Origin of the sequence: Lentibacillus sp. L22 (assembly GCF_040812445.1) — a bacterium.
Taxonomy (GTDB): Bacteria; Bacillota; Bacilli; order Bacillales; family Amphibacillaceae; genus Lentibacillus_C; species Lentibacillus_C daqui.
The window spans coordinates 1-20,324 of sequence record NZ_JBFNXI010000044.1 but is presented as its reverse complement, the minus strand read 5'-3'; the positions used below and the strand labels follow the sequence as shown (position 1 = coordinate 20,324).

Genomic DNA, 20,324 nt, shown 5'->3' with positions numbered 1-20,324 from the left:
TGCCTTCATTACATAAGAAAAAAGAAAAGAGGAATACAGTTTCATGATTATTGGGCTTATTATTATCCTGCTGCTAGTATTGTTTTTACCATTCACGAACATTGTCGAACGTAATTTGGAAGTGTTTCTATTTATCATGGGGATTGCAGCTACGATTGTTAGTCAGGTGCTGGACTGGCAGTTAATCAAAAAAGCACTTGAAGATCCAATTAATATAACCCTTGCTGTCCTGATTGCCGGCCTTTTGTTCCGCTGGTTTCAGACACCCATTCAAAAAGGTGTAATTGCTATTAGCCGGGCGATGCCGTATCGTTTGTTTATTGCTTTGTTTGTCATTGTACTTGGCTTATTATCCAGCATCATTACCGCAATCGTTTCTGCCATTATTTTGGCAACAATCGTTAGCTTCTTAAACCTGGATAAAAAATCAGAAATTCGTCTGGTTGTTCTGGCCTGCTTTGCGATCGGATTGGGTGCTGCGCTTACGCCGATTGGTGAACCATTATCAACTATTGTAACTAGTAAATTGAATGAAGGGTTCTTTTATTTACTAAGCTTAATTGGTACATCGGTAATTCCTGCAGTTATCATTTTCGGTATCCTTGCAGCAATTGTTATCACGCCAAAAGATCCGGAAAAAGCAGCGAAGGAAGCAATGGTTGCCAGCAAAAGTCAAAGTTCATCAACCAGTCAGGTAGAATCGTATCCAGAGATTATCATCAGAAGTTTAAAGATCTTTTTATTTGTGATGGCTCTTACCTTTCTGGGAGCTGGATTTGAACCGTTTATTGAAAAATATGTTATCGGATTAAGCCCGTTGATTATGTATTGGATTAACATGATTTCCGCCGTTTTGGATAATGCAACACTTGCCGCAGCCGAAATTAGCCCGGCAATGGATGCGACGACAATCAAGGCTATTTTAATGGGATTAATGATTAGCGGCGGGATCCTGATTCCGGGAAATATTCCGAACATCATTGCGGCTGGAAAGCTGAAAATTACCAGTGTACAGTGGGCAAAGTTTGGTGTCCCTGTTGGTTTGATTGCTATGGCTGTTTATTTTATTTTTATTTTGTTTTTGTAATTAGTTAGAGATGCTGTTGGGGCAGACAGTCCAACCGGATTTGGTGAAACAGCTACTTGGGGGAGCGAAAACATTAACCTGGGCGACACAGGACGTTAATCAAAAAGAGAAAACATGACTCCAGAGTATGTACAAGCACTTTGTCATTTGATAGCGAAAGTATACACGCCAATTGCTTGTTGTTTGGCGTGTATATTTGATTTTCTTTATAAAATTCCAGTGTTTAATGACGGCTAAAAAATAAAGGTTTTCGTTCAATGCCGGCCTTTATTCGTTAAATGTAAGAAACGCGGCTCTCCAAAGGTCCTATTGCCCCCAATTGCATGATCTGCTATCAATAGAGAAATTAACTTCCAGACCTATTGGAAAACCCCACGCAGTAAGCTTCGTAATCCCTGTTTGTTGAAATTGTATCATAAATGTGATAGATGAAATTCTATTCGTTTAAGCTTAATTTACAACCTTCATGTTCTGTATTTAATTTGACCTCTGAAAGAATTAAAGAGTTTAATAAGTTGCAACATTGTATCGGTTTAGTTTATAATAATAAATAAGATTCTGAACATACCATCCAGTAGGTATCATAAGGAGGCATGCAAGATGGATTTTTCATATTCACCGAAAGTAATGGAACTACGGAAAAAGCTGGTTGATTTTATGGAGACACATGTCTACCCAAATGAATCAACATACAAAGAACAACTAAATCGACAAGCGAGCCGGTGGGAAGCAATTCCGCCGATTATGGAAGAGCTGAAACAAAAAGCGAAGGATGCTGGCTTATGGAATTTATTTTTGCCTGAAAGTGAGTATGGTGCCGGACTTACGAATGAAGAATATGCACCACTTTGTGAAATCATGGGGCGATCATTAATTGGACCTGAGGTGTTTAATTGTAGTGCACCAGACACCGGAAATATGGAAGTACTTGCCCGATATGGAACAGAGGAACAAAAGAAACAATGGCTGGAGCCGCTGTTGGCTGGGGAAATCCGATCTTGTTTTTCCATGACCGAGCCTGATGTTGCATCCAGTGACGCGACGAATATTCAAGCCAGTATCGTCAGAGACGGTGATGAATATGTGATTAATGGAACAAAGTGGTGGTCATCCGGTGCTGGGGATCCCCGCTGTAAAATCGCGATTGTCATGGGGAAAAACGATCCCGATGCAGCCAAACATGAACAACAGTCAATGATTCTTGTTCCACTGGATACACCAGGCGTAACAATCAAACGGATGCTTCCGGTATTTGGCTATGATGATGCGCCACATGGTCATGCTGAAATCATTTATGACAACGTACGTGTTCCTGCAGAAAATATGATTTGGGATGAGGGAAAAGGGTTTGCAATTGCCCAAGGACGACTTGGCCCTGGACGTATTCATCATTGCATGCGCTTAATTGGTGCAGCTGAGCGTGCTCTTGAAGATTTATGTAAGCGTGTACAGGATCGCGTGGCCTTTGGGAAAAAAATTGCTGATCAGGGTGTTGTACAGGAATGGATCGCGGAATCACGAATTGATATTGAACAAGCCCGCCTTCTAACTTTAAAGGCAGCATATATGATGGATACAGTTGGTAATAAAGAGGCAAAAACGGAAATTGCGATGATTAAAGTAGTGGCACCAAACATGGCATTGCGGGTAATCGATCGGGCAATTCAGGCACATGGTGGTGGCGGTGTCAGTGATGATTTTAATCTGGCAAATCAGTGGGCAAATGCGCGGACGTTAAGACTTGCCGATGGTCCGGATGAAGTGCATCGCCGCCAGATTGCCAGACTCGAACTACGAAAATACCAATAAAAGGGGATGAATACCAGATGAGTATATTTGACTTATTTAAATTGGATGGAAAAACAGCGCTTATCACAGGTGGCGGCCGGGGATTAGGTGCTGAAATTGCCAAAAGCTTTGCTGAAGCTGGTGCCAATGTTGTTGTTTGCTCCAGAAAATTGGAACCTTGTGAAGAGATGCGTGATCACCTGAAAGAAACGTATCATGTTGATTCATTAGCTTTTAAGTGTAATGTAGCCGACCGGGATGACGTTAAACATGTGGTACAAGAAACGGTTAATCACTTTGGCGGAATCGACATTCTTGTTAACAACAGTGGGGCAACATGGGGCGCAAGTGTGCTCGATATGCCGTTTGAAGCCTGGGAAAAGGTTATTAATGTTAATATCACCGGAACTTTTTTAATGAGTCAGGAAGTTGGCAGAATTATGGTCAACCAGCGACAAGGAAAAATCATTAATCTTGCCTCCGTAGCGGGATTCGGTGGAACAGATCCAAGATACATGGATACGATTGGTTACAATACGAGTAAAGGGGCGATTATGACCTTTACCAAGGACTTGGCTGTCAAATGGGGTCAGTACAATATTAATGTGAATGCGATTGCTCCAGGATTCTTCCCGACAAAAATGTCAAGGGGCCTGTTAGAAACTGGAAAAGATAAGATCCTTGAAGGTACACCATTAAATCGACTTGGTAAAGATGAGGATATCAAAGGTGTAGCATTGTTTCTTGCTTCCAAAGCATCCGATTTTGTGAGTGGCGATATTTTAACCGTTGATGGTGGGTCACATGCATACTAATATTAGTGACTTGAACGATGAATTGACTTTGAACTAGCGAGGTTTTGTAATGAAAGATAAAATCGTAGAACAAAGTGTGTTACTGTTCGAAAAAGAAGGGTTTAGCCATACATCGATCCAGGATATCGTCGATGAATTGGGGGTAACAAAAGGGACATTCTATTACTATTTTTCCAGTAAGGAACAGCTGTTAATGGAAATCCAGGATGATTATATTACCAATTTATTAAGGCGTCAGGAACAAATTATTCAGAGTGACCAGATGACGCCAAAAGATAAATTAATTGGCATCATCCGCTTGCTGGTTACAGATATAACAGAAAATGGACCAAGTGCCCGCGTCTATTTTCGTGAGCTAAGGCACCTGGCTGATGAAAACATCGAAAAAATTAAACAAAAACGAGCCCAATTCCGTTTGAATCTGGAAGATGTTATTCGTAAAGGCAAGGATATTGGCGAGTTTAGAAAGGATCTTCGTGTTGATATGGTTACATTCGGGATTTTGGGAATGACGAATTGGAGCTATAACTGGTATCAGCCAGCAGGAGAGGTGCCACCCGAAGAGTTGATAACGACTTATGCCAATGTGATTCTGACAGGCATTGAGGGTTAAGTAAAGCAATCAATGTCTGTAAAGGCTAGTTATACAAATTACGGCTTCGGAATAGGTTGGATATAGCGAATATCTTTGTAAACAAGACATATGATTTGGCCGGGTGTATGAAGGGGTTGAGAATATGAAAGATACAATCAAGGTGCGCAAAGGTGAGGAACTGGATAAAGCGGTATTGGAAGCGTTTGTGCGCAGACATATACCGGATGTACCAGACCAGCCAATGGAAATGGAGCAGTTTAGTGCCGGACGTTCCAATTTGACCTATTTATTACGGTTTGGTTCGTGGGAAGCGGTACTAAGACGCCCACCGTTCGGACCGGTTGCACCAAAAGCTCATGACATGAAACGGGAATATACCATTTTAAATACGCTTCATCCGTTATACCAAACTGCACCAAAGCCATATGTGTTCTCTGATGATGAACGAATTATCGGACGCCCATTTTTTATCATGGAACGGCGAAAAGGAATTGTTATCGATACCAAGTTTCCAGAAGGTGTAACGTATGAACCGGAATTAGGCAAAAGAATCTCCAATATTATGGTTGATCAATTAGTTGAATTGCATCAGGTAGATTACCGGCAAACAGAACTGGTCGGCATGTCAAAGCCCCAAGGATTCATGGAACGTCAGGTAGGTGGATGGATTAAACGGTATGAACGGTCAAAAACAGAAGAGATTACCGGTGTTGGCGCATTAACTAACTGGCTCCAGAACAATATTCCGACATCACCGGCGCCAACAGTAATCCACTACGATTACAAGTTAAATAATGCTATGTTTTCTAGCGACTTCAGTAAGATGGCTGGATTATTTGACTGGGAGATGACGACGATAGGTGATCCATTGGCAGATCTGGGGGTTGCTCTTGCCTATTGGATGGAAGCAGATGACTCAGAACAGTTAAAAACGGGTCTTGGAGAACCACCGGTTACCGTAATGGATGGTTTCTTTACCCGTAGAGAGTTTTTGGAAGCGTATGCAAGGAGAAGTGGGCGTGATGTAACGAACATCCATTTTTATTTAACTTTTGCCTATTTTAAACTGGCCGTTATTTTGCAGCAAATCTATTTCCGCTATGTGAATGGACAGACAGATGATGCCAGGTTTGCTCATTTTGATCAATCGGTTAAAAATTTGATGGAGTATGCCTTGCAAACAACAAAAGGTGTGTGAATGATGAAGATCCATGTTCTATTAAAAAAGGAAGAAATCGATAGCATCAAAATGGATGATAGTAAAATTGCTGTGGTGTTTGATGTTTTATTGGCAACGTCAACCATTACTGCATGTCTGGACTATGGTGCAAAACAGGTTATTCCAGTGATGGACGGTGCAGAAGCATTAAGAGAGGCAAAAAAGTTTCCCGCAGACGAGGTGGCTCTTGTTGGAGAATATAATGGGATAACGATTGATGGTTTTTTGGATCCCACACCGTTGGGACTAAAAGGTGAAGTAATGGATAAAACAGTTGTATTATCAACGACAAATGGTACGGTGGCGATAAAAAAAGCAGCTTCCGCTAAAAAAGTATATATTGCATCTATTTTAAACGGTAAAGCGGTAAGTAAGGAAATCGTCAATCAGGATCAAGATGAAACGATTATGGTGGTTTGTTCTGGTTCAAAGGATCGGTTTTGTATAGAGGATTTTTATGGGGCAGGATATTTTATTAACCAATTAATTTATGAGAATGATAGTCCAGTAGATTTAACGGATAGCGCACTCGCAGCCAAATTATTTTATGAAAATACAAAATCACTAAATGTACTTCATGATTCACGAGTCGGGAGGGCGCTTGAAGCATACGATTGTCTTGAGGATATTACCTTTGTTAATCAAGAAGGAATACTGCCTGTGATTCCTCATTTGTTGGATGGCCGGATTGTTGATAAGAATAAGCATCTTGTAGGTGAACGTAAAATCGATTCGGAATTCAAGAAATATTCAGGCTCTAAACATTAAAGAGAGGGAAAGGATGGCGTGTCATGCAAACCAGACATTTTAAATTTTGGCCACCCCGAGTGGCGAAAACACTAACTGTACCCGAAACCACTTTATATGATAACCTGACAATCACAGCCAAGAAGTACCCAAATAAGGCGGCAATCCGGTATTATGGCAAAACGTTGACATATGCTCAGCTTATGGATCAAGTGGAGCGGTTAGCTGGTTATCTGGAAACAGACTTGGATGTGCAAAAAGATGAAAAAGTACTCTTATTTATGCAAAACTCGCCACAATTTGTTATCAGCTTTTTTGCGATTTTACGTGTGCAGGCAGTTGTGGTACCAATTAACCCAATGAGTACGACGGATGATTTATCCTTTTATGTGAGGGACTGCTCCATCAAGAATGCCTTGGTTGGTCAGGAATTGCTTGACAAAGTAATACCGTTAAAGCAGGAAACATCGCTGGAAACGATAATTGTTGCTGCATATGCTGATTATATTTCTGCAAGCGATGCACTTGGTGAGCTACCCCCGGAAGTTACTACCAATGCTGAGACAGTGCCGGATGGTATAAATTGGCATGATGCGTTATCTGTCAGTCAATTACCGTCACCCTATCAGGGGAAAGCTGACGATGTTGCCGTTATACCGTATACATCTGGTACAACTGGGCTGCCTAAAGGCTGTATGCATACGAATCGGACCATTCAGGCTAATACGACTGGAGCTTTTCACTGGATGACGATTATGCCTGATGCGGTTGTATTGTCCACGTTACCTTTTTTCCATGTTACGGGATTGGTGCATAGTGTACTGGCACCAATTTTGGCAGGAAGCACGATCATCATGATGACCCGATGGGATCGGGATTATGCTGCTAAAGTAGTAGAAACATACAGCTGCACTCACTGGACGAATATTAGTACGATGTTAATCGATTTTTTAGCCAATCCAAATCTGGAAGACTATGATATTTCCTCGTTAACACTGATTGGTGGCGGGGGAGCGCCATTACCTGAAGCGGTTGGTGAACAATTATATCAACGTACCGGGTTGCGTTATGTAGAGGGATATGGGTTGTCAGAGACAATTTCCCACACACATTTTAATCCGCCAAACCGTCCCAAATTGCAGTGTTTAGGTATTCCGTCATTTGATGTAGATGCGCGGATTATTGATCTGGCAACCGGGAAGGAACTTGGTGTGGGTGAAGAAGGTGAATTGGTTGTCAACGGTCCACAGGTTTTTAAGGGATATTATAACCGGGATGAAGATAACAAAGAAGCTTTTATGGAAATCGACGGGAAATCGTTTTTTCGGACTGGTGATATTGTGAAGATGGATGAGGAAGGATACTTTTTCATCGTTGACCGGTTGAAGCGGATGATTAATGCAGCGGGTTTTAAGGTCTGGCCTACAGAAGTGGAATCCATTTTATATAAACACCCAGCTATCCAACAGGCATGTGTAGTCAGAGCGCCGGATCCGAAGCGCGGTGAAACGGTTAAAGCATTTGTCATACTGAATGATGATGCAGTTGGAAAGGTAACAGAACAGGAAATTATCGAATGGTCTAAAGGGCAGATGGCGGCGTATAAATATCCAAGGATTGTCGAGTTTACCGATCGTTTTCCGACTACATCGAGCGGCAAGATTTTATGGCGGGAATTACAGGAAAACGGTGTATCCAGTAAGTCATAGGGAGTTTAGAAAATTGAGGAGCTGATAATATGGGCGAATGGATAGAGACGGTTACTGGTAAAGTTCCTGTTGCAGATATGGGTAAAACACTGATTCATGAACACTTCCAATTTGGTTATCCAGGTTACAGCGGGGACATTACCTTGGGGCCATATAACCGGGAAGATGCAGTACGTGCCGGGATTGAAGCGGCCAAAACAGTCATGAAATATGGAGTGAAAACGGTTGTCGACCCAACTCCGAATGAATGTGGACGTGATCCGGAAGTTTTAAAGGATATATCGGAGGCTACCGGTTTACAGATTGTTTGTGCCACTGGATATTATTATGAAGGTGAAGGTGGTACTACTTATTTTAAATTCCGTAAGTCGCTCGGAACAGCGGAGAAAGATATTTATAACATGTTTATGGAGGAAATAAATCATGGTATCGCTGGAACGGGAATTCGACCGGGGATTATTAAACTAGCATCAAGCAAGGACGAAATTACGTCATATGAGCGAATGTTTTTTGATATCGCAGCAGAAGTCCATAAGGAAACAGGTATTATGCTACTTACTCATACCCAAGAGGGAACAATGGGACCTGAACAGGCAAGGCTTCTGACTGGTGCAGGAGTTGATCCAGTGAAGATTGTAATTGGCCATATGTGCGGAAATACTGATGTGGACTATCATAAGCAAGCACTGGAAACCGGCGTATATATTGGCTTTGACCGTTTTGGGATTCAAAAATTGGTTGGGGCACCAATGGATGAGGCACGAATTGAAACATTGGTACAGCTGTTGGATGAAGGATACGAAAAACAAATTATGATCTCCCATGATTCCATCAATTACTGGTTGGGACGGGATCCTGAAATGAGTGAGGATGTGGCTCATCTGGTTCGAAACTGGCATCCTGCACATGTGTTTGAAAATGTAATTCCTGCATTAAAACATCGGGGCATACCAGAAGCGACAATTGAAAGTCTGTTCCATTTGTAAGCGTTATCCTATAAAAGTATATGAAGGAGGATGGAGATGGATAAAGTCTGGTTAAAGCATTATCCAGAACATATCGCAAAAGAATTGGAAATCCCGAATCAATCATTGCCGGAAATGCTAAAGGAAACGATTGCAAATTATGGAGATCATCAGGCCATTCATTTTTATGGAAAAGAAATCACTTATCAGCGACTTGGTGAACTGGTTGATGCCTTTACCGCTGCATTGCAGGAAGAGGGGGTCAACAAGGGGGACCGGGTGGCCATCATGCTGCCCAATTGCCCGCAATATGTAATCAGTTATTATGGAATTTTACAAGCTGGAGGAATTGTTACACAGCTAAATCCGATGCTTGTTGGGAAAGAATTAGAATATATTTTAACTGACTCGGGTGCTGAGACTATTGTGATTTATGAGCCATTACTGCCGGTATTAAACGAAGTCATGGATAAGACAGCTGTTAAACGAGTGATTAAGGTTAATTTGGAAGGAGGAGAAAATGAAGACGTTATTGCCACAGGATTTGAGGCATTTATAAAACGCGCATCTACACCACCTGTACCTGCCGAGATTGATGCATATGAAGATATAGCAATTTTGCAGTATACAGGTGGAACAACCGGACGTTCCAAGGGGGCCATGCTTACCCATAGCAATTTATTGGCCAACGTGATGCAGTCCCATGAGTTTTTTAAAGACACATTTAATCTGGGAAGTGACCGGGTGCTAACGGTTATTCCGCTATTCCATGTTTATGGCATGACTTCCTGCATGAATCTGGCTATTTATACAGGAGCAATGAGTATCATGCTTCCACGATTTAAAGTGGATGAAGTATGGCAAACGATCAAAGATTTACAACCGACCAAGTTTCCTGGCGTACCAACGATGTATATTGCTTTACTGAATCATCCGGATGTCAGTGAAAATGATTTGGTAAGTTTGAAGGTTTGTAACAGTGGCAGTGCGCCGATGCCAGGAGAAGTTCTCCGTTCATTCGAAGGAAAGACAGGTGCAATGATTCTTGAAGGCTATGGATTATCAGAAACGTCCCCATCAACACATTGTAATCCCAGTTTTGGTCCTCGAAAAACTGGTAGTGTCGGGATCGGTTTTCCATCAACTGATTATAAAATAGTAGACTTGGCCGATGGAACAAAGGAACTTCCACCAGGAGAGATCGGTGAAATCATTATCAAGGGACCACAGGTGATGAAAGGGTACTGGCATATGCCGGAGGAGACTGCACACGCACTTCGGGACGGATGGCTGTATACGGGAGATATCGCCTATATGGATGAAGATGGTTATCTGTTTATCGTTGATCGCAAAAAGGACTTGATTATTGCGAGCGGTTACAATATTTATCCACGAGATGTGGAAGAAATCCTCTATGAATATCCGGCTGTTCAGGAGGCTGTCGTTGTCGGTGCTCCTGATCCATATCGCGGGGAAACAGTCAAGGCGGTTGTTGTACTAAAAGAAGGGTACGCATGTACACAAGATGAAATAATCGCGTATTGCCGCAAAAATATGGCTGCTTATAAGGTGCCAAGAGTGGTGGAGTTTAGAAAAGAATTACCGAAAACAAATGTTGGTAAAATTCTACGTCGAAAAATCAGAGAGGAATCAGTGAAAGCGGAGTAGTTTTTCACAGAAGGAAGGGGAAAAAGTGAAATCGGTTTTACGAAAAAGCTGGCCGAAAGATGTCCCCATGACATTGCATTATCGTCTTGGGGAAAAGCCGTTACATGAATATCTCATACAAAATGCAATCGAACAACCAAAGCAGACTGCATACGTTTTTTACGGAAATTCGATTACCTGGGAGCAGCTATGTGACAAAACCCAACGTCTGGCTCAGTTTCTAGCAAACCGGGGAATTAAAAAAAGCTCCCGTGTCGCCCTGTTTATGCAAAATTGTCCACAATATATCATTGGCCATTTTGCAATCCAAATGCTTGGCGGGGTTGTCGTGCCACTAAATCCAATGTACAAGGAAACAGAACTTGAATATTACATGAATGAAGTGGAGGTTCAAGCTGTAATTGCCGGTCAGGAACTATATCAACAAATAGAAAATATAAATGATAGACTCCCTGCATTGGAATTTTCATTGACCACCAACTATGCCGATTTTCTTGGCAATGAGGTAACACTGCCATTACCAGATGAACTGCAAATGGAGAAAAGGAAATTAACTGGCGCATATGACATGCTGAAAGTAATTGCACAATCCGATCCAATCGGGGAACCGGAAGAAATAAATATTTGGAAAGATGTTGGATTAATGGTGTTTACATCGGGAACAACAGGAAGATCAAAAGCAGCCATGTTAACTTATGGAAATGCCTTGTTTAAAACAGCGGCATCAGCTAATGGATATTTGATCAATAAACAGGATCAAACATTGGCAGCTGCCCCGCTCTGTCACATTGCTGGCATGGTCATGGGGGTGAATACACCGATTTATAGTGCTGTTTCGTGTGTATTGCTCACCCGTTTTGACCCGGAGGCAGCGATCAAGGCGATTGAACGGTACAGGGTAACTAAATTGTATACGGTAGCGCCAATGAATAATGCGATCATTCATTATCCAGAGGTGGAAAAGTACGACCTGACGTCACTAAAGCTTAACTTTGCTACTAGTTTTGGCATGCCTGTGGACGAAAAACTGGCTGAAACATGGAAGAACCTTACTGACGGCTGCCTCATGTACGAAGCATCGTATGGATTAAGTGAAACACATACTTGTGATACATTCATGCCAATTAATCATATTAAGTATGGCACGTGTGGAATCGCCACCTATGATACGGAATTTCGGATTGTTGATCTGGAGACTGGTGAAGATTTACCGCCTGGTCAGCAAGGCGAAATTGCTGTGAAAAATCCGGGTGTTTTTAAAGGATATTTGAACCGGCCAGAGGCAACAGAAGCAACATTACGTGATGGCTGGGTGTTTACCGGAGATATTGGAATGGTGGATGAGGATGGGTATCTTTATTTTAATGGCAGGGTCAAAGAAATGATCAAATCATCCGGGTTCAGTGTTTTTCCGGAGGATGTGGAAGCGTTACTAAGTGATCATGAAGCTGTATCCCAGGTGGCTGTTGTTGGTGTCCCGGATAAAAACCGCGGCGAAAGTGTGAAAGCATTCATTGTCTTAAAGCCGGAATATAAAAACAACGTAACGGAAGATGAAATCGTGGATTGGGCAAGGGATCATATGGCTGCGTATAAATATCCGCGTAACGTGGAGTTCCTTGAACAATTGCCGGCAACATCCTCCGGTAAGATACTGCGGCGGCTTTTACGGGAATAGTAGAATCTTCCTGCAACATACGCAATTTTTTGTAATGGGGAACAATCATGGAAAAAATCAAAGAAGCAAACATGGAGAAAGCAATTGATGAATTAATCGAAAAAAAAGATAAGGCAAAACTTGGTGGCGGTCCAGATAAGCTAAAGCATCAGCATGAGCTGGGGAAATACACTGCCCGAGAGCGAATCGAAAAACTTGTAGACCCCGGATCATTTTTGGAATTGGGGCTGCTTGCTCATTCCGATCAGCCCGGTGCTGAGGGAAAAAGTGCCGGAGATGGTGTTATTACAGGTCTGGCAAAAGTCAATGGTCGACCGATCGTATTACAGGCAGCGGACAAAACTGTCTTTGCCGGAACCGAGGGGATGGTGTATTTCCGTAAAACCCATGCCGCTCATACATTTGCCGTTAAGCGGGGTTTTCCGCTGGTTTGTTTAATGGAAGGCGGAGGACTTCGGATGCCAGATGGAATGGGAGCGGATGGAATCAGTCAGATGCTTTTTCCCAATGAGCTGTTGTTGCATCGAAGGGAGGTTCCGATGATTACCGCTATTTTGGGTGACAGTTTTGGCGGACCAACATGGACTGCTGTTTCCTCCGATTTTGTGACTCAGGTAAAAGGTACTTCAATGGCTGTAGCCGGTCCGCGGATGCTGGAAATTGCCACAGGTGAAAAGGTCACCAATGAAGAACTTGGCGGCTGGAACATTCATGCCGATCATACCGGGCAAGTGGAACGGTTTGCGGAAGATGAAGACGAAGCAATTGCGGAAATAAAACAATTCCTGGACTATATCCCACTAAATAAAGGTGAAGAACCACCATATCAGGAAACGAGTGACGATCCCTATCGAAGTGTTGATGAATTAATAAATATTGTGCCGACTCGACAAAAACGAGCGTACGATATGAAAAAGGTTGTTAAACGGCTTGTAGATGACGGGGTGTACTTTGAACTTAAATCTTCATATGGAACCGCACTCATAACGGCATTAGCCAGAATCAATGGCAGGACGGTCGGGATTATTGCCAATCAGCCAATGAAATTCGCTGGTGCTGCCGGAGCTAAAGAATGTGATAAGGCGACCGATTTCATTTGTTTGTGTGACTCGTATCATATTCCATTAATCTTTTTACATGACATTCCTGGCTTTCGTGTTTCCAGTGAAGCGGAAAAGTTGAAAATGCCAACAAAGATTATGGTCTGGAATCAAGCACTTGCCCAATCAACTGTGCCAAAGATCTCTGTCGTTATTCGTAAAAGTATTGGTGCAGCCTATGGTAATATGTGCGGTCCAACAATGGGAGCCGACTTTGTTGTTGCCTGGCCCACAGCGGAGATTAATTTTACCGGCCCTGAGGTTGGCGTCAATGTGGTTTATGGGCGGGAACTTCAAACTGCTGAAAATGCTAAAGAAAAACGCCAGAAATTATTGAAAACATGGGGATTTGACAGTTCTCCATATCAGGCGGCTGGCAAGTATTTAATTGATGATATCATTGATCCGCGGGATACAAGGAAATTCTTGTCACAAACGTTGGAATATGCCTGTCATAAAAATGGTTCAAAAAGTGAGCGCCATTTAGCTAATTGGCCGACTGGATTTTAGATAACGATTAAATGGAGGAGATACGCCATATGCGTAGTTGGAAAGTAACCAAACTAGGTGAACCGAAAGATGTGTTGGCATTGCAGGATGAGCCATGTCCTGCAGTGGAAACCGGAAAACTGTTAATTGAGGTAGAAGCCACATCCCTTAATTTTTTCGACATTTTACTTTGTCAGGGAAAATATCAGGAAAAGCCGCCAATCCCGTTTACGCCAGGGGCTGAGATTTGCGGGACTATCCGGGAAGCTGGAGAGGGTTGTCAGTTGACGGCGGGACAGCGGGTAATCGCTACACCAGAATTGCCAGCTGGCGGATTATCGGAATGGGTATGTGTTTCGGAATCATCTGTTTACGCCATCCCGGAAGTAATGCCTGCCAATGAAGCAGCCGGAATGTTCATTACGTATCAAACCGCCTATTATTCATTGTTTTACCGGGCGAATCTACAAGCTGGTGAAGTCTTACTTGTTCATGCGGGAGCGGGTGGTGTAGGTTCTGCCGCCATTCAGCTTGGAAAAGCCAAAGGGGTAAAAGTGATTGCTACTGCTGGTGGTCCGGAGAAAGTAGAGATATGTAAAGAACTCGGTGCAGATGTGACTATTGATTACAAAGCAACTGATTTTGTGAAACGTGTCAAAGAAGAAACGAATGGACAGGGTGCCAATGTAATTTTTGACCCTGTTGGTGGTGATGTATTCGATCGTTCCCGGAAATGCATTGCTTTTGATGGCCGTATCTTAGTGATCGGTTTTGCGGGCGGCCGTATTTCCGATGCCCCTGTAAACCATGCATTGGTCAAAAACTATTCGATTGTGGGCGTTCATTGGGGACTGTTTCGTAAATTAAATCCAAGTGAAGTGCTAAATATTCACAACCAGCTTATGAAACTTTATGAGCAAAGAGCTATTCGTCCACTAGTTTATCAGGAATATGACTTTGCCGACGTTCCCAACGCATTGGAAGTGCTGGCCGATCGAAAAACATATGGAAAATTAATTGCAAGACCATAACTTGACGAAAGGGTGAGAAAATGCGATTAGCAAACAAAGTCGCCATTGTAACAGGGGGTGGTGGGGACATTGGCAGGGCCACGGCATTAAGATTTGCACAAGAAGGGGCCAAAGTAATGGTCGCTGATGTCAGTGAAGAAAATGGACTTAAAACTGTACGTGCGATCAAACAACAGGAAAGGGAAGCTGCATTTATCCGTACAGATATGACCAATCCCGCTGATGTTGTACAAATGGTGGAAAAAACAGCAGATATATTCGGTCAGATTAATATTCTATATAATAATGCCGGGATAAATGCGGATGAGAAAAAGATTCCCGATGTTTCGCTTGAGGAATGGCAACGGGTGATGGACATCAATATTACCGGTGTATTTCTTGGCTTAAAGCATGTTTTGCCACATATGGAATCCGGTAGTTCGATCATTAATACAGCCAGCATTGCCGGAATGAAAGGGCAAAAACTTGTTGCTGCTTATTCAGCCTCAAAGAGCAGTGTAATTGCCCTTACCAAAACAGCCGCAACGGAATTTGGCCGAAAAAATATTCGGGTGAATGCGGTTGCCCCGGGGATTATTGATACAAAAATGGTGGATGATTGGAAGAAAACGGACAAGTGGCCGATTTTGTCGACTGCCAATGCATTGCGCAGAATCGGTAAGCCTGAAGAAGTGGCTAATGCAGTGCTGTTCCTGGCATCTGATGAGGCATCTTTTATTACCGGTGAGACCTTGGTAATCGATGGTGGTACATTGAATATTTAGCAGGTTGTTTTGGAATTCTTCTTTGACATACCAACCACTTAGTATATAAAAATTGGAGGAGTGAAACGAATGCATTTACGTTTAACCGATGAGCAAAAAATGGTGCAGCAAACCATCAGAAAATTTGTTGAAAAAGAATTAAAACCACTGGAAAATGATGTGCTAAGAAATGAACGTGAGGGCAAGCCAAGCCTATCAGCTGAAAAGTTGGATGAATTACAATTAAAAGCGAAAGAAGCAGGTTTTTGGGGGATCAATACACCGGCAGAATATGGTGGTGCTGATCTTGGGCAAATGATGATGGCCATCGTGTTGATGGAGGTTGGCAAAACGTTTGTACCATTTCAATTCGGTGGCTCTGCTGATAACATTCTTTATTACGGGAATGAACAACAAAAACAAAAATACTTAATTCCAACCATTAATGGCGAGAAAAAGTCGTGCTTTGCCATGACCGAACCTGGTGCAGGATCAGATACAAGAAATATTAAAACAACTGCGGTCAAGGACGGCAATGAATGGGTCATCAATGGTGAGAAAACATTTATCACCGGTGGAAATGAAGCCGATTTTGTCATGGTGATTGCAATCACTGATAAGGAACGTCATCAGCGAACCGGAAGAGAAGGGGTTACCTGTTTCATTGTTGACCGGAATATGGGATGGAAATCGGAATATATTCATACAATGGGAGAATGGGGACCAGCCGGCCTTGTTTTTGACAATGTACGTGTACCGGAAGAAAACGTTTTGGGCGAAGTGCATGAAGGCTATAAGCTTGGCCTGGAATGGATTGGTTTTGCCAGATGGGTTGTTGGCGCGACCGCTGTCGGTGCTGCAGAACGCCTGTTGCAAATGGCAATTGATTATGCCAAAGAACGGGAAACATTTGGCAAACCAATTGCGGATCGGCAGGCCATCCAGTGGCAAATTGCTGATTCTGCAGTTGAGATCGAGGCTGCCAGATGGATTGTGCTAAATGCCGCGTTTACACTTGATATCGGGGAAGATAACCGCCATCTGGCATCGATGGCTAAACTTTACGGATCCAATATGGGTAACCGGGTTGTCGACCGTGTCCTGCAGATTCATGGCGGGATGGGTTATACCAAGGAATTACCGATTGAACGCTGGTATCGTGAAGCAAGACTTTGGCGCATTTACGATGGTACAGATGAGATTCAACGGTTAATTATCGCTAGAAATCTATTAAAAGGTAATGTAAAATTAGGACAATTCATGTAATATTTTACAAGGAGGAATTCATAATGACAAACAGGTTTGCAGGAAAAGTAGCTTTCGTAACAGGTGGCAGCCGTGGAATCGGTAAAGGTGTCGCACAAAAGTTTGCCGAAGAAGGTGCCAAAGTAGCAATTATTGATATTAATGAAGAAGCATTAAGCGCAGCAGCACAAGAGTTCACCAATAAGGGTTATGAGGTCTTGACCAAAACAGCTGACGTTACCAATGCGGACGAGGTGGAAGCAGTCGTAGAGGAGGTGGTCAATACATTTGGTTCGCTCGATATTTTGGTCAACAATGCCGGAGTTATCCGGGATAATCTATTATTTAAAATGACGGACAGTGACTGGCAGCAGGTCATGGATGTCCATTTGAAAGGATCGTTCAATGCCGCCCGGGCAGCGCAAAAATACATGGTGAAGAATAAATATGGCCGGATTATTAATACATCATCAACATCAGCATTGGGTAATCGTGGACAAGCGAACTATTCTACCGCAAAAGCCGGATTACAGGGGTTAACCAAAACCCTGGCGATTGAACTTGGTAAATTCGGCATTACCGTAAATGCAGTTGCACCAGGATTCATTGAAACTGATATGACAAAAGCAACTGCTGAACGAATAGGTATTTCATTTGATGAATTAGTGGAAGCAAGTGTCAGTCAGATACCGGTTGGCAGAAGTGGAAAACCGGAAGACATTGCTAATGCGGTGGCATTTTTCGCTGATGAAGCATCGTCATTCGTAAATGGTCAAGTGATCTATGTTGCCGGAGGGCCAAAGGACTAATTATCTCAAGAAGAAGAGGTGGATAAACATGTTTGCCGATGCAATTGGAAAACGGTCGGAAAAAATTAAAAATGTGGTAGAACGAGGAATGGTCAAAAAATTTGCGGAGGCCATCAAGGATCCTCATCCGATATTTATTGATGAAGCATATGGGAAAAAGTCACGATATGGCGGGAATATTGCCCCGCCAACATTTCCCCGGGTTTTCGAATTTGGGGAGATCAATGATTTAACCTTGCCAAATAAAGGCTTAATTCACGGAGAAGAAACCTATCATTATGAACGACCATTACTTGTAGGAGAAACGATTTATTGTTATTCCGAAGTCGCCGATTACTATGAAAAAAAAGGAAATAATGGACTGATGGGATTTATTGTTTTAAAAAGATATGGAGAAGACCTTGAAGGTAAAACCATCTTCACGGAGGAACAGGTAGTTATCATTACCGAAGCGGTGAGAAAGGAACTGGTACGATGAAACAATTACTCGATTTACAACAAGGGGAATCACTTCCGGAAGTAACACTTGACCCTGTGTCACGAATCGATCTAATTAAATATGCTGGGGCCTCTGGGGATTATAATCCAATTCATACGATTGACGATGAGGCCAAAAAAGCTGGGTTGCCTGGTATTATTGCTCATGGCATGTGGACAATGGGAAATCTCGCTAAATTATTCACTCCTTATTTGGAAGATGGATTTATCCAAGATTACCAGATACGCTTTTCCGGAATGGTTTTCTTACAGGATCTGATTACCTTAAAGGCAAGATTAAAAGAAGTGAACGAAAAGCAATTGAATTTTCAAGTAATGGCAGTAAACCAAGATGGGAAAGAAGTTATTAAAGGGACAGTGAATTTTCTATTGTATGCATAAGCAAACCGTGAATCAAAGGCGGACGAGAATGGAGGGATTTGATGGCATCAGCACATGATATTGAGGTCTACGTCCGTTTTTGCGAAACCGATGCAGCTGGCCATGTGAATAATGTCAGTTATTTTCTATATTTGGAGGAAGCACGGACAAAGCTATTCAAAACATTGGGAATGCGTACTAACCATGGAAATTCTACATTAAATTTTATTTTAGCCTCAACTTCCTGTGATTATGTTTCCCAAGCATTTGCAGGGGAACATCTAAGGGTGGCGACGACTGTTGACCGGATTGGGACGAAAAGTTTTCGCCTTCATCATATAATCACAAATATGGAGTCAGACGTTGTTATTGCGGAAGGTTCAGCAACAGTTGTTTGTTACAATTATGTTGAGCAAAAAACAGTACCAATTCCAGACTTTTTACGAAAGAATTTGGAAAGCCGGTTGGAAAATCATGCTGTGAGATAAATATGTGGTTGAAACAACAAGAAGAGGCTGGGACATAACTAGCCAAAAATAGTAAATAAAAAGGTTCCAAGCAAATCAAAAGTTTGCTTGGAACCTTTTTTGTGGAGTTGTTTCTATCTTCCGGTACTAATTTACTGTTCGTGGCGGTGTACTTTCTCAAGTTCACCGCCATCAATGCGAAGGCTAATTCATTTTTCACCTTCTGTTTTCCTCTGACAGAAAAACGAGTGAAACCCAAATTAGCCTTCAAGAAACCGAACGCTGGTTCTACGTCAATTTTACGTTTTCCGTAAATTTCACCAGTTTTCTCGTCTGAAAGCTTCGCACGTACATATTCTTTTTGGGACTCCCACTTTTCATTCATGTAGACTTTTCGGTTGTTTCCTTCTTTTGCTTTCGTACATAAATCGCGGAGTGGACAGCCCGAACAGTCCTCACATTCGTACACTTTAAATTCACGGGTGAATCCGTACCTGTCTGTTCGTTTGGAATGATGACTAAACCGTATTTTCCGTCCATTTGGGCACAGAAAAGTATCTTCGTCCTCATTATAATCCCAATTATCTACATGAAAAGCGTTGTTCTTATGCTTCTTTTTCTTCTCCTTTCGATATTGATTGTATGTAATAAGTGGCGTTCGATTTCGATTCTCGATGATATCTTCATAATTCTGTTCACTGCCATATCCGGCATCCGCGACAATGTGTTCCGGCAGTTCGAAAAAGTTTTCTTCAATCGAGTCGAGAAAAGGAATTAAAGTGCGTGTATCCGTCGGGTTTGGGAAAACATCGTAAGCGAGCGCGTATTGACCTTCCGTTGCAATCTGGACATTGTAACCAGCTTTCAATTGACCGTTCTTCATGTAGTCGTCCTTCATGCGCATAAACGTCGCATCCGGATCTGTCTTTGAATAACTGTTACGGTCCCCGAATTTCTCCATATCGTTTTGATACTTTTGCTTACGAGTGATGAAATCGTTAAACTGCTTGCGAGCTTGTTTTGGAAATTTACGTTCGGAACGGATTTTCTTTCGTTCGCTACCAACCTCACAAGCTTCGATTTTTTTATCGTATTCCTCAACCTTTTCATCTAACTTTTCGACTACTTCTCCCATTTCTTTAACGGAAAGTTCCTCTTCTGTTTCTCGCTCTATTGCCGGGATGATCTCCTTCTCCAACAGCTCATCATACAGTTGATTGGACTTTTCGATTAGCTTATCACTATATTTTTCAACGGATTTCCGCCACACAAAGGTGAACTTATTGGCGTTCGCTTCAATTTTTGTACCAT

Annotated in this window: 18 protein-coding genes and 1 pseudogene; 18 read left to right on the top strand and 1 reads right to left on the bottom strand. The window is 42.4% G+C overall.

What is annotated here, in order from left to right; all coding sequences use genetic code 11:
- The first annotated feature begins 43 nt into the window (after positions 1 to 43).
- The 18 genes and pseudogenes from ABRT01_RS14975 to ABRT01_RS14890 form a co-directional block, all read left to right on the top strand.
- Positions 44 to 1,087: a DUF1646 family protein gene (locus tag ABRT01_RS14975; RefSeq protein WP_367748278.1), complete on the top strand. Its 1,044-nt coding sequence runs from the start codon at positions 44 to 46 to the stop codon at positions 1,085 to 1,087.
- Between the two features lie 600 nt (positions 1,088 to 1,687).
- Positions 1,688 to 2,896: an acyl-CoA dehydrogenase gene (locus tag ABRT01_RS14970; RefSeq protein ID WP_269411677.1), complete on the top strand. Its 1,209-nt coding sequence runs from the start codon at positions 1,688 to 1,690 to the stop codon at positions 2,894 to 2,896.
- A 17-nt stretch (positions 2,897 to 2,913) separates the two neighbouring features.
- A complete protein-coding gene (locus tag ABRT01_RS14965; protein WP_269411678.1) occupies positions 2,914 to 3,690 on the top strand; it encodes an SDR family oxidoreductase in 777 nt (258 codons plus the stop codon).
- 49 nt (positions 3,691 to 3,739) lie between these two features.
- Entirely contained in the window at positions 3,740 to 4,303 is a 564-nt protein-coding gene (locus ABRT01_RS14960) for a TetR/AcrR family transcriptional regulator (RefSeq protein ID WP_269411679.1), read from the top strand.
- A gap of 124 nt (positions 4,304 to 4,427) precedes the next feature.
- Entirely contained in the window at positions 4,428 to 5,483 is a 1,056-nt protein-coding gene (locus ABRT01_RS14955; protein ID WP_269411680.1) for a phosphotransferase family protein, read from the top strand.
- 3 nt (positions 5,484 to 5,486) lie between these two features.
- Positions 5,487 to 6,272: a 2-phosphosulfolactate phosphatase gene (locus ABRT01_RS14950; RefSeq protein WP_367748273.1), complete on the top strand. Its 786-nt coding sequence runs from the start codon at positions 5,487 to 5,489 to the stop codon at positions 6,270 to 6,272.
- A 23-nt stretch (positions 6,273 to 6,295) separates the two neighbouring features.
- Positions 6,296 to 7,960, top strand: a complete 1,665-nt coding sequence (locus ABRT01_RS14945; protein ID WP_269411682.1) for a long-chain fatty acid--CoA ligase — start codon at positions 6,296 to 6,298, stop codon at positions 7,958 to 7,960.
- Positions 7,961 to 7,989: 29 nt separating this feature from the next.
- Positions 7,990 to 8,946 carry a phosphotriesterase family protein gene (locus ABRT01_RS14940; RefSeq protein WP_269411683.1) on the top strand — a complete coding sequence of 319 codons (957 nt, stop codon included), beginning with the start codon at positions 7,990 to 7,992 and terminating at the stop codon, positions 8,944 to 8,946.
- A gap of 30 nt (positions 8,947 to 8,976) precedes the next feature.
- Entirely contained in the window at positions 8,977 to 10,593 is a 1,617-nt protein-coding gene (locus ABRT01_RS14935; RefSeq protein WP_367748269.1) for a long-chain-fatty-acid--CoA ligase, read from the top strand.
- Positions 10,594 to 10,660: 67 nt separating this feature from the next.
- Positions 10,661 to 12,271, top strand: coding sequence for an AMP-binding protein (locus ABRT01_RS14930; RefSeq protein WP_367748283.1), 1,611 nt, complete (start codon positions 10,661 to 10,663; stop codon positions 12,269 to 12,271).
- Positions 12,272 to 12,318: 47 nt separating this feature from the next.
- Positions 12,319 to 13,881 carry an acyl-CoA carboxylase subunit beta gene (locus ABRT01_RS14925; RefSeq protein ID WP_367748266.1) on the top strand — a complete coding sequence of 521 codons (1,563 nt, stop codon included), beginning with the start codon at positions 12,319 to 12,321 and terminating at the stop codon, positions 13,879 to 13,881.
- Between the two features lie 29 nt (positions 13,882 to 13,910).
- Positions 13,911 to 14,891 carry an NADPH:quinone oxidoreductase family protein gene (locus ABRT01_RS14920; RefSeq protein WP_367748263.1) on the top strand — a complete coding sequence of 327 codons (981 nt, stop codon included), beginning with the start codon at positions 13,911 to 13,913 and terminating at the stop codon, positions 14,889 to 14,891.
- Between the two features lie 20 nt (positions 14,892 to 14,911).
- Positions 14,912 to 15,655, top strand: coding sequence for an SDR family NAD(P)-dependent oxidoreductase (locus ABRT01_RS14915; protein ID WP_367748260.1), 744 nt, complete (start codon positions 14,912 to 14,914; stop codon positions 15,653 to 15,655).
- Between the two features lie 69 nt (positions 15,656 to 15,724).
- Positions 15,725 to 16,900 carry an acyl-CoA dehydrogenase family protein gene (locus ABRT01_RS14910; protein WP_269411688.1) on the top strand — a complete coding sequence of 392 codons (1,176 nt, stop codon included), beginning with the start codon at positions 15,725 to 15,727 and terminating at the stop codon, positions 16,898 to 16,900.
- A gap of 23 nt (positions 16,901 to 16,923) precedes the next feature.
- Entirely contained in the window at positions 16,924 to 17,688 is a 765-nt protein-coding gene (fabG, locus tag ABRT01_RS14905; RefSeq protein WP_269411689.1) for a 3-oxoacyl-ACP reductase FabG, read from the top strand.
- 28 nt (positions 17,689 to 17,716) lie between these two features.
- Positions 17,717 to 18,166, top strand: a complete 450-nt coding sequence (locus ABRT01_RS14900) for a MaoC family dehydratase N-terminal domain-containing protein (RefSeq protein ID WP_269411690.1) — start codon at positions 17,717 to 17,719, stop codon at positions 18,164 to 18,166.
- Entirely contained in the window at positions 18,163 to 18,567 is a 405-nt protein-coding gene (locus tag ABRT01_RS14895) for a MaoC/PaaZ C-terminal domain-containing protein (RefSeq protein ID WP_269411691.1), read from the top strand. Before ABRT01_RS14900 ends, ABRT01_RS14895 begins: the two co-directional genes overlap by 4 nt.
- 41 nt (positions 18,568 to 18,608) lie before the next feature.
- Positions 18,609 to 18,941: pseudogene (locus ABRT01_RS14890) on the top strand (acyl-CoA thioesterase); the annotation flags it as partial.
- Here ABRT01_RS14890 and ABRT01_RS14885 read toward each other — a convergent pair.
- Positions 18,913 to 20,324: IS1182 family transposase (locus tag ABRT01_RS14885; protein WP_367748255.1), on the bottom strand; the 1,412-nt coding region annotated here is incomplete at its 5' end. The pseudogene ABRT01_RS14890 and the gene ABRT01_RS14885 overlap by 29 nt on opposite strands.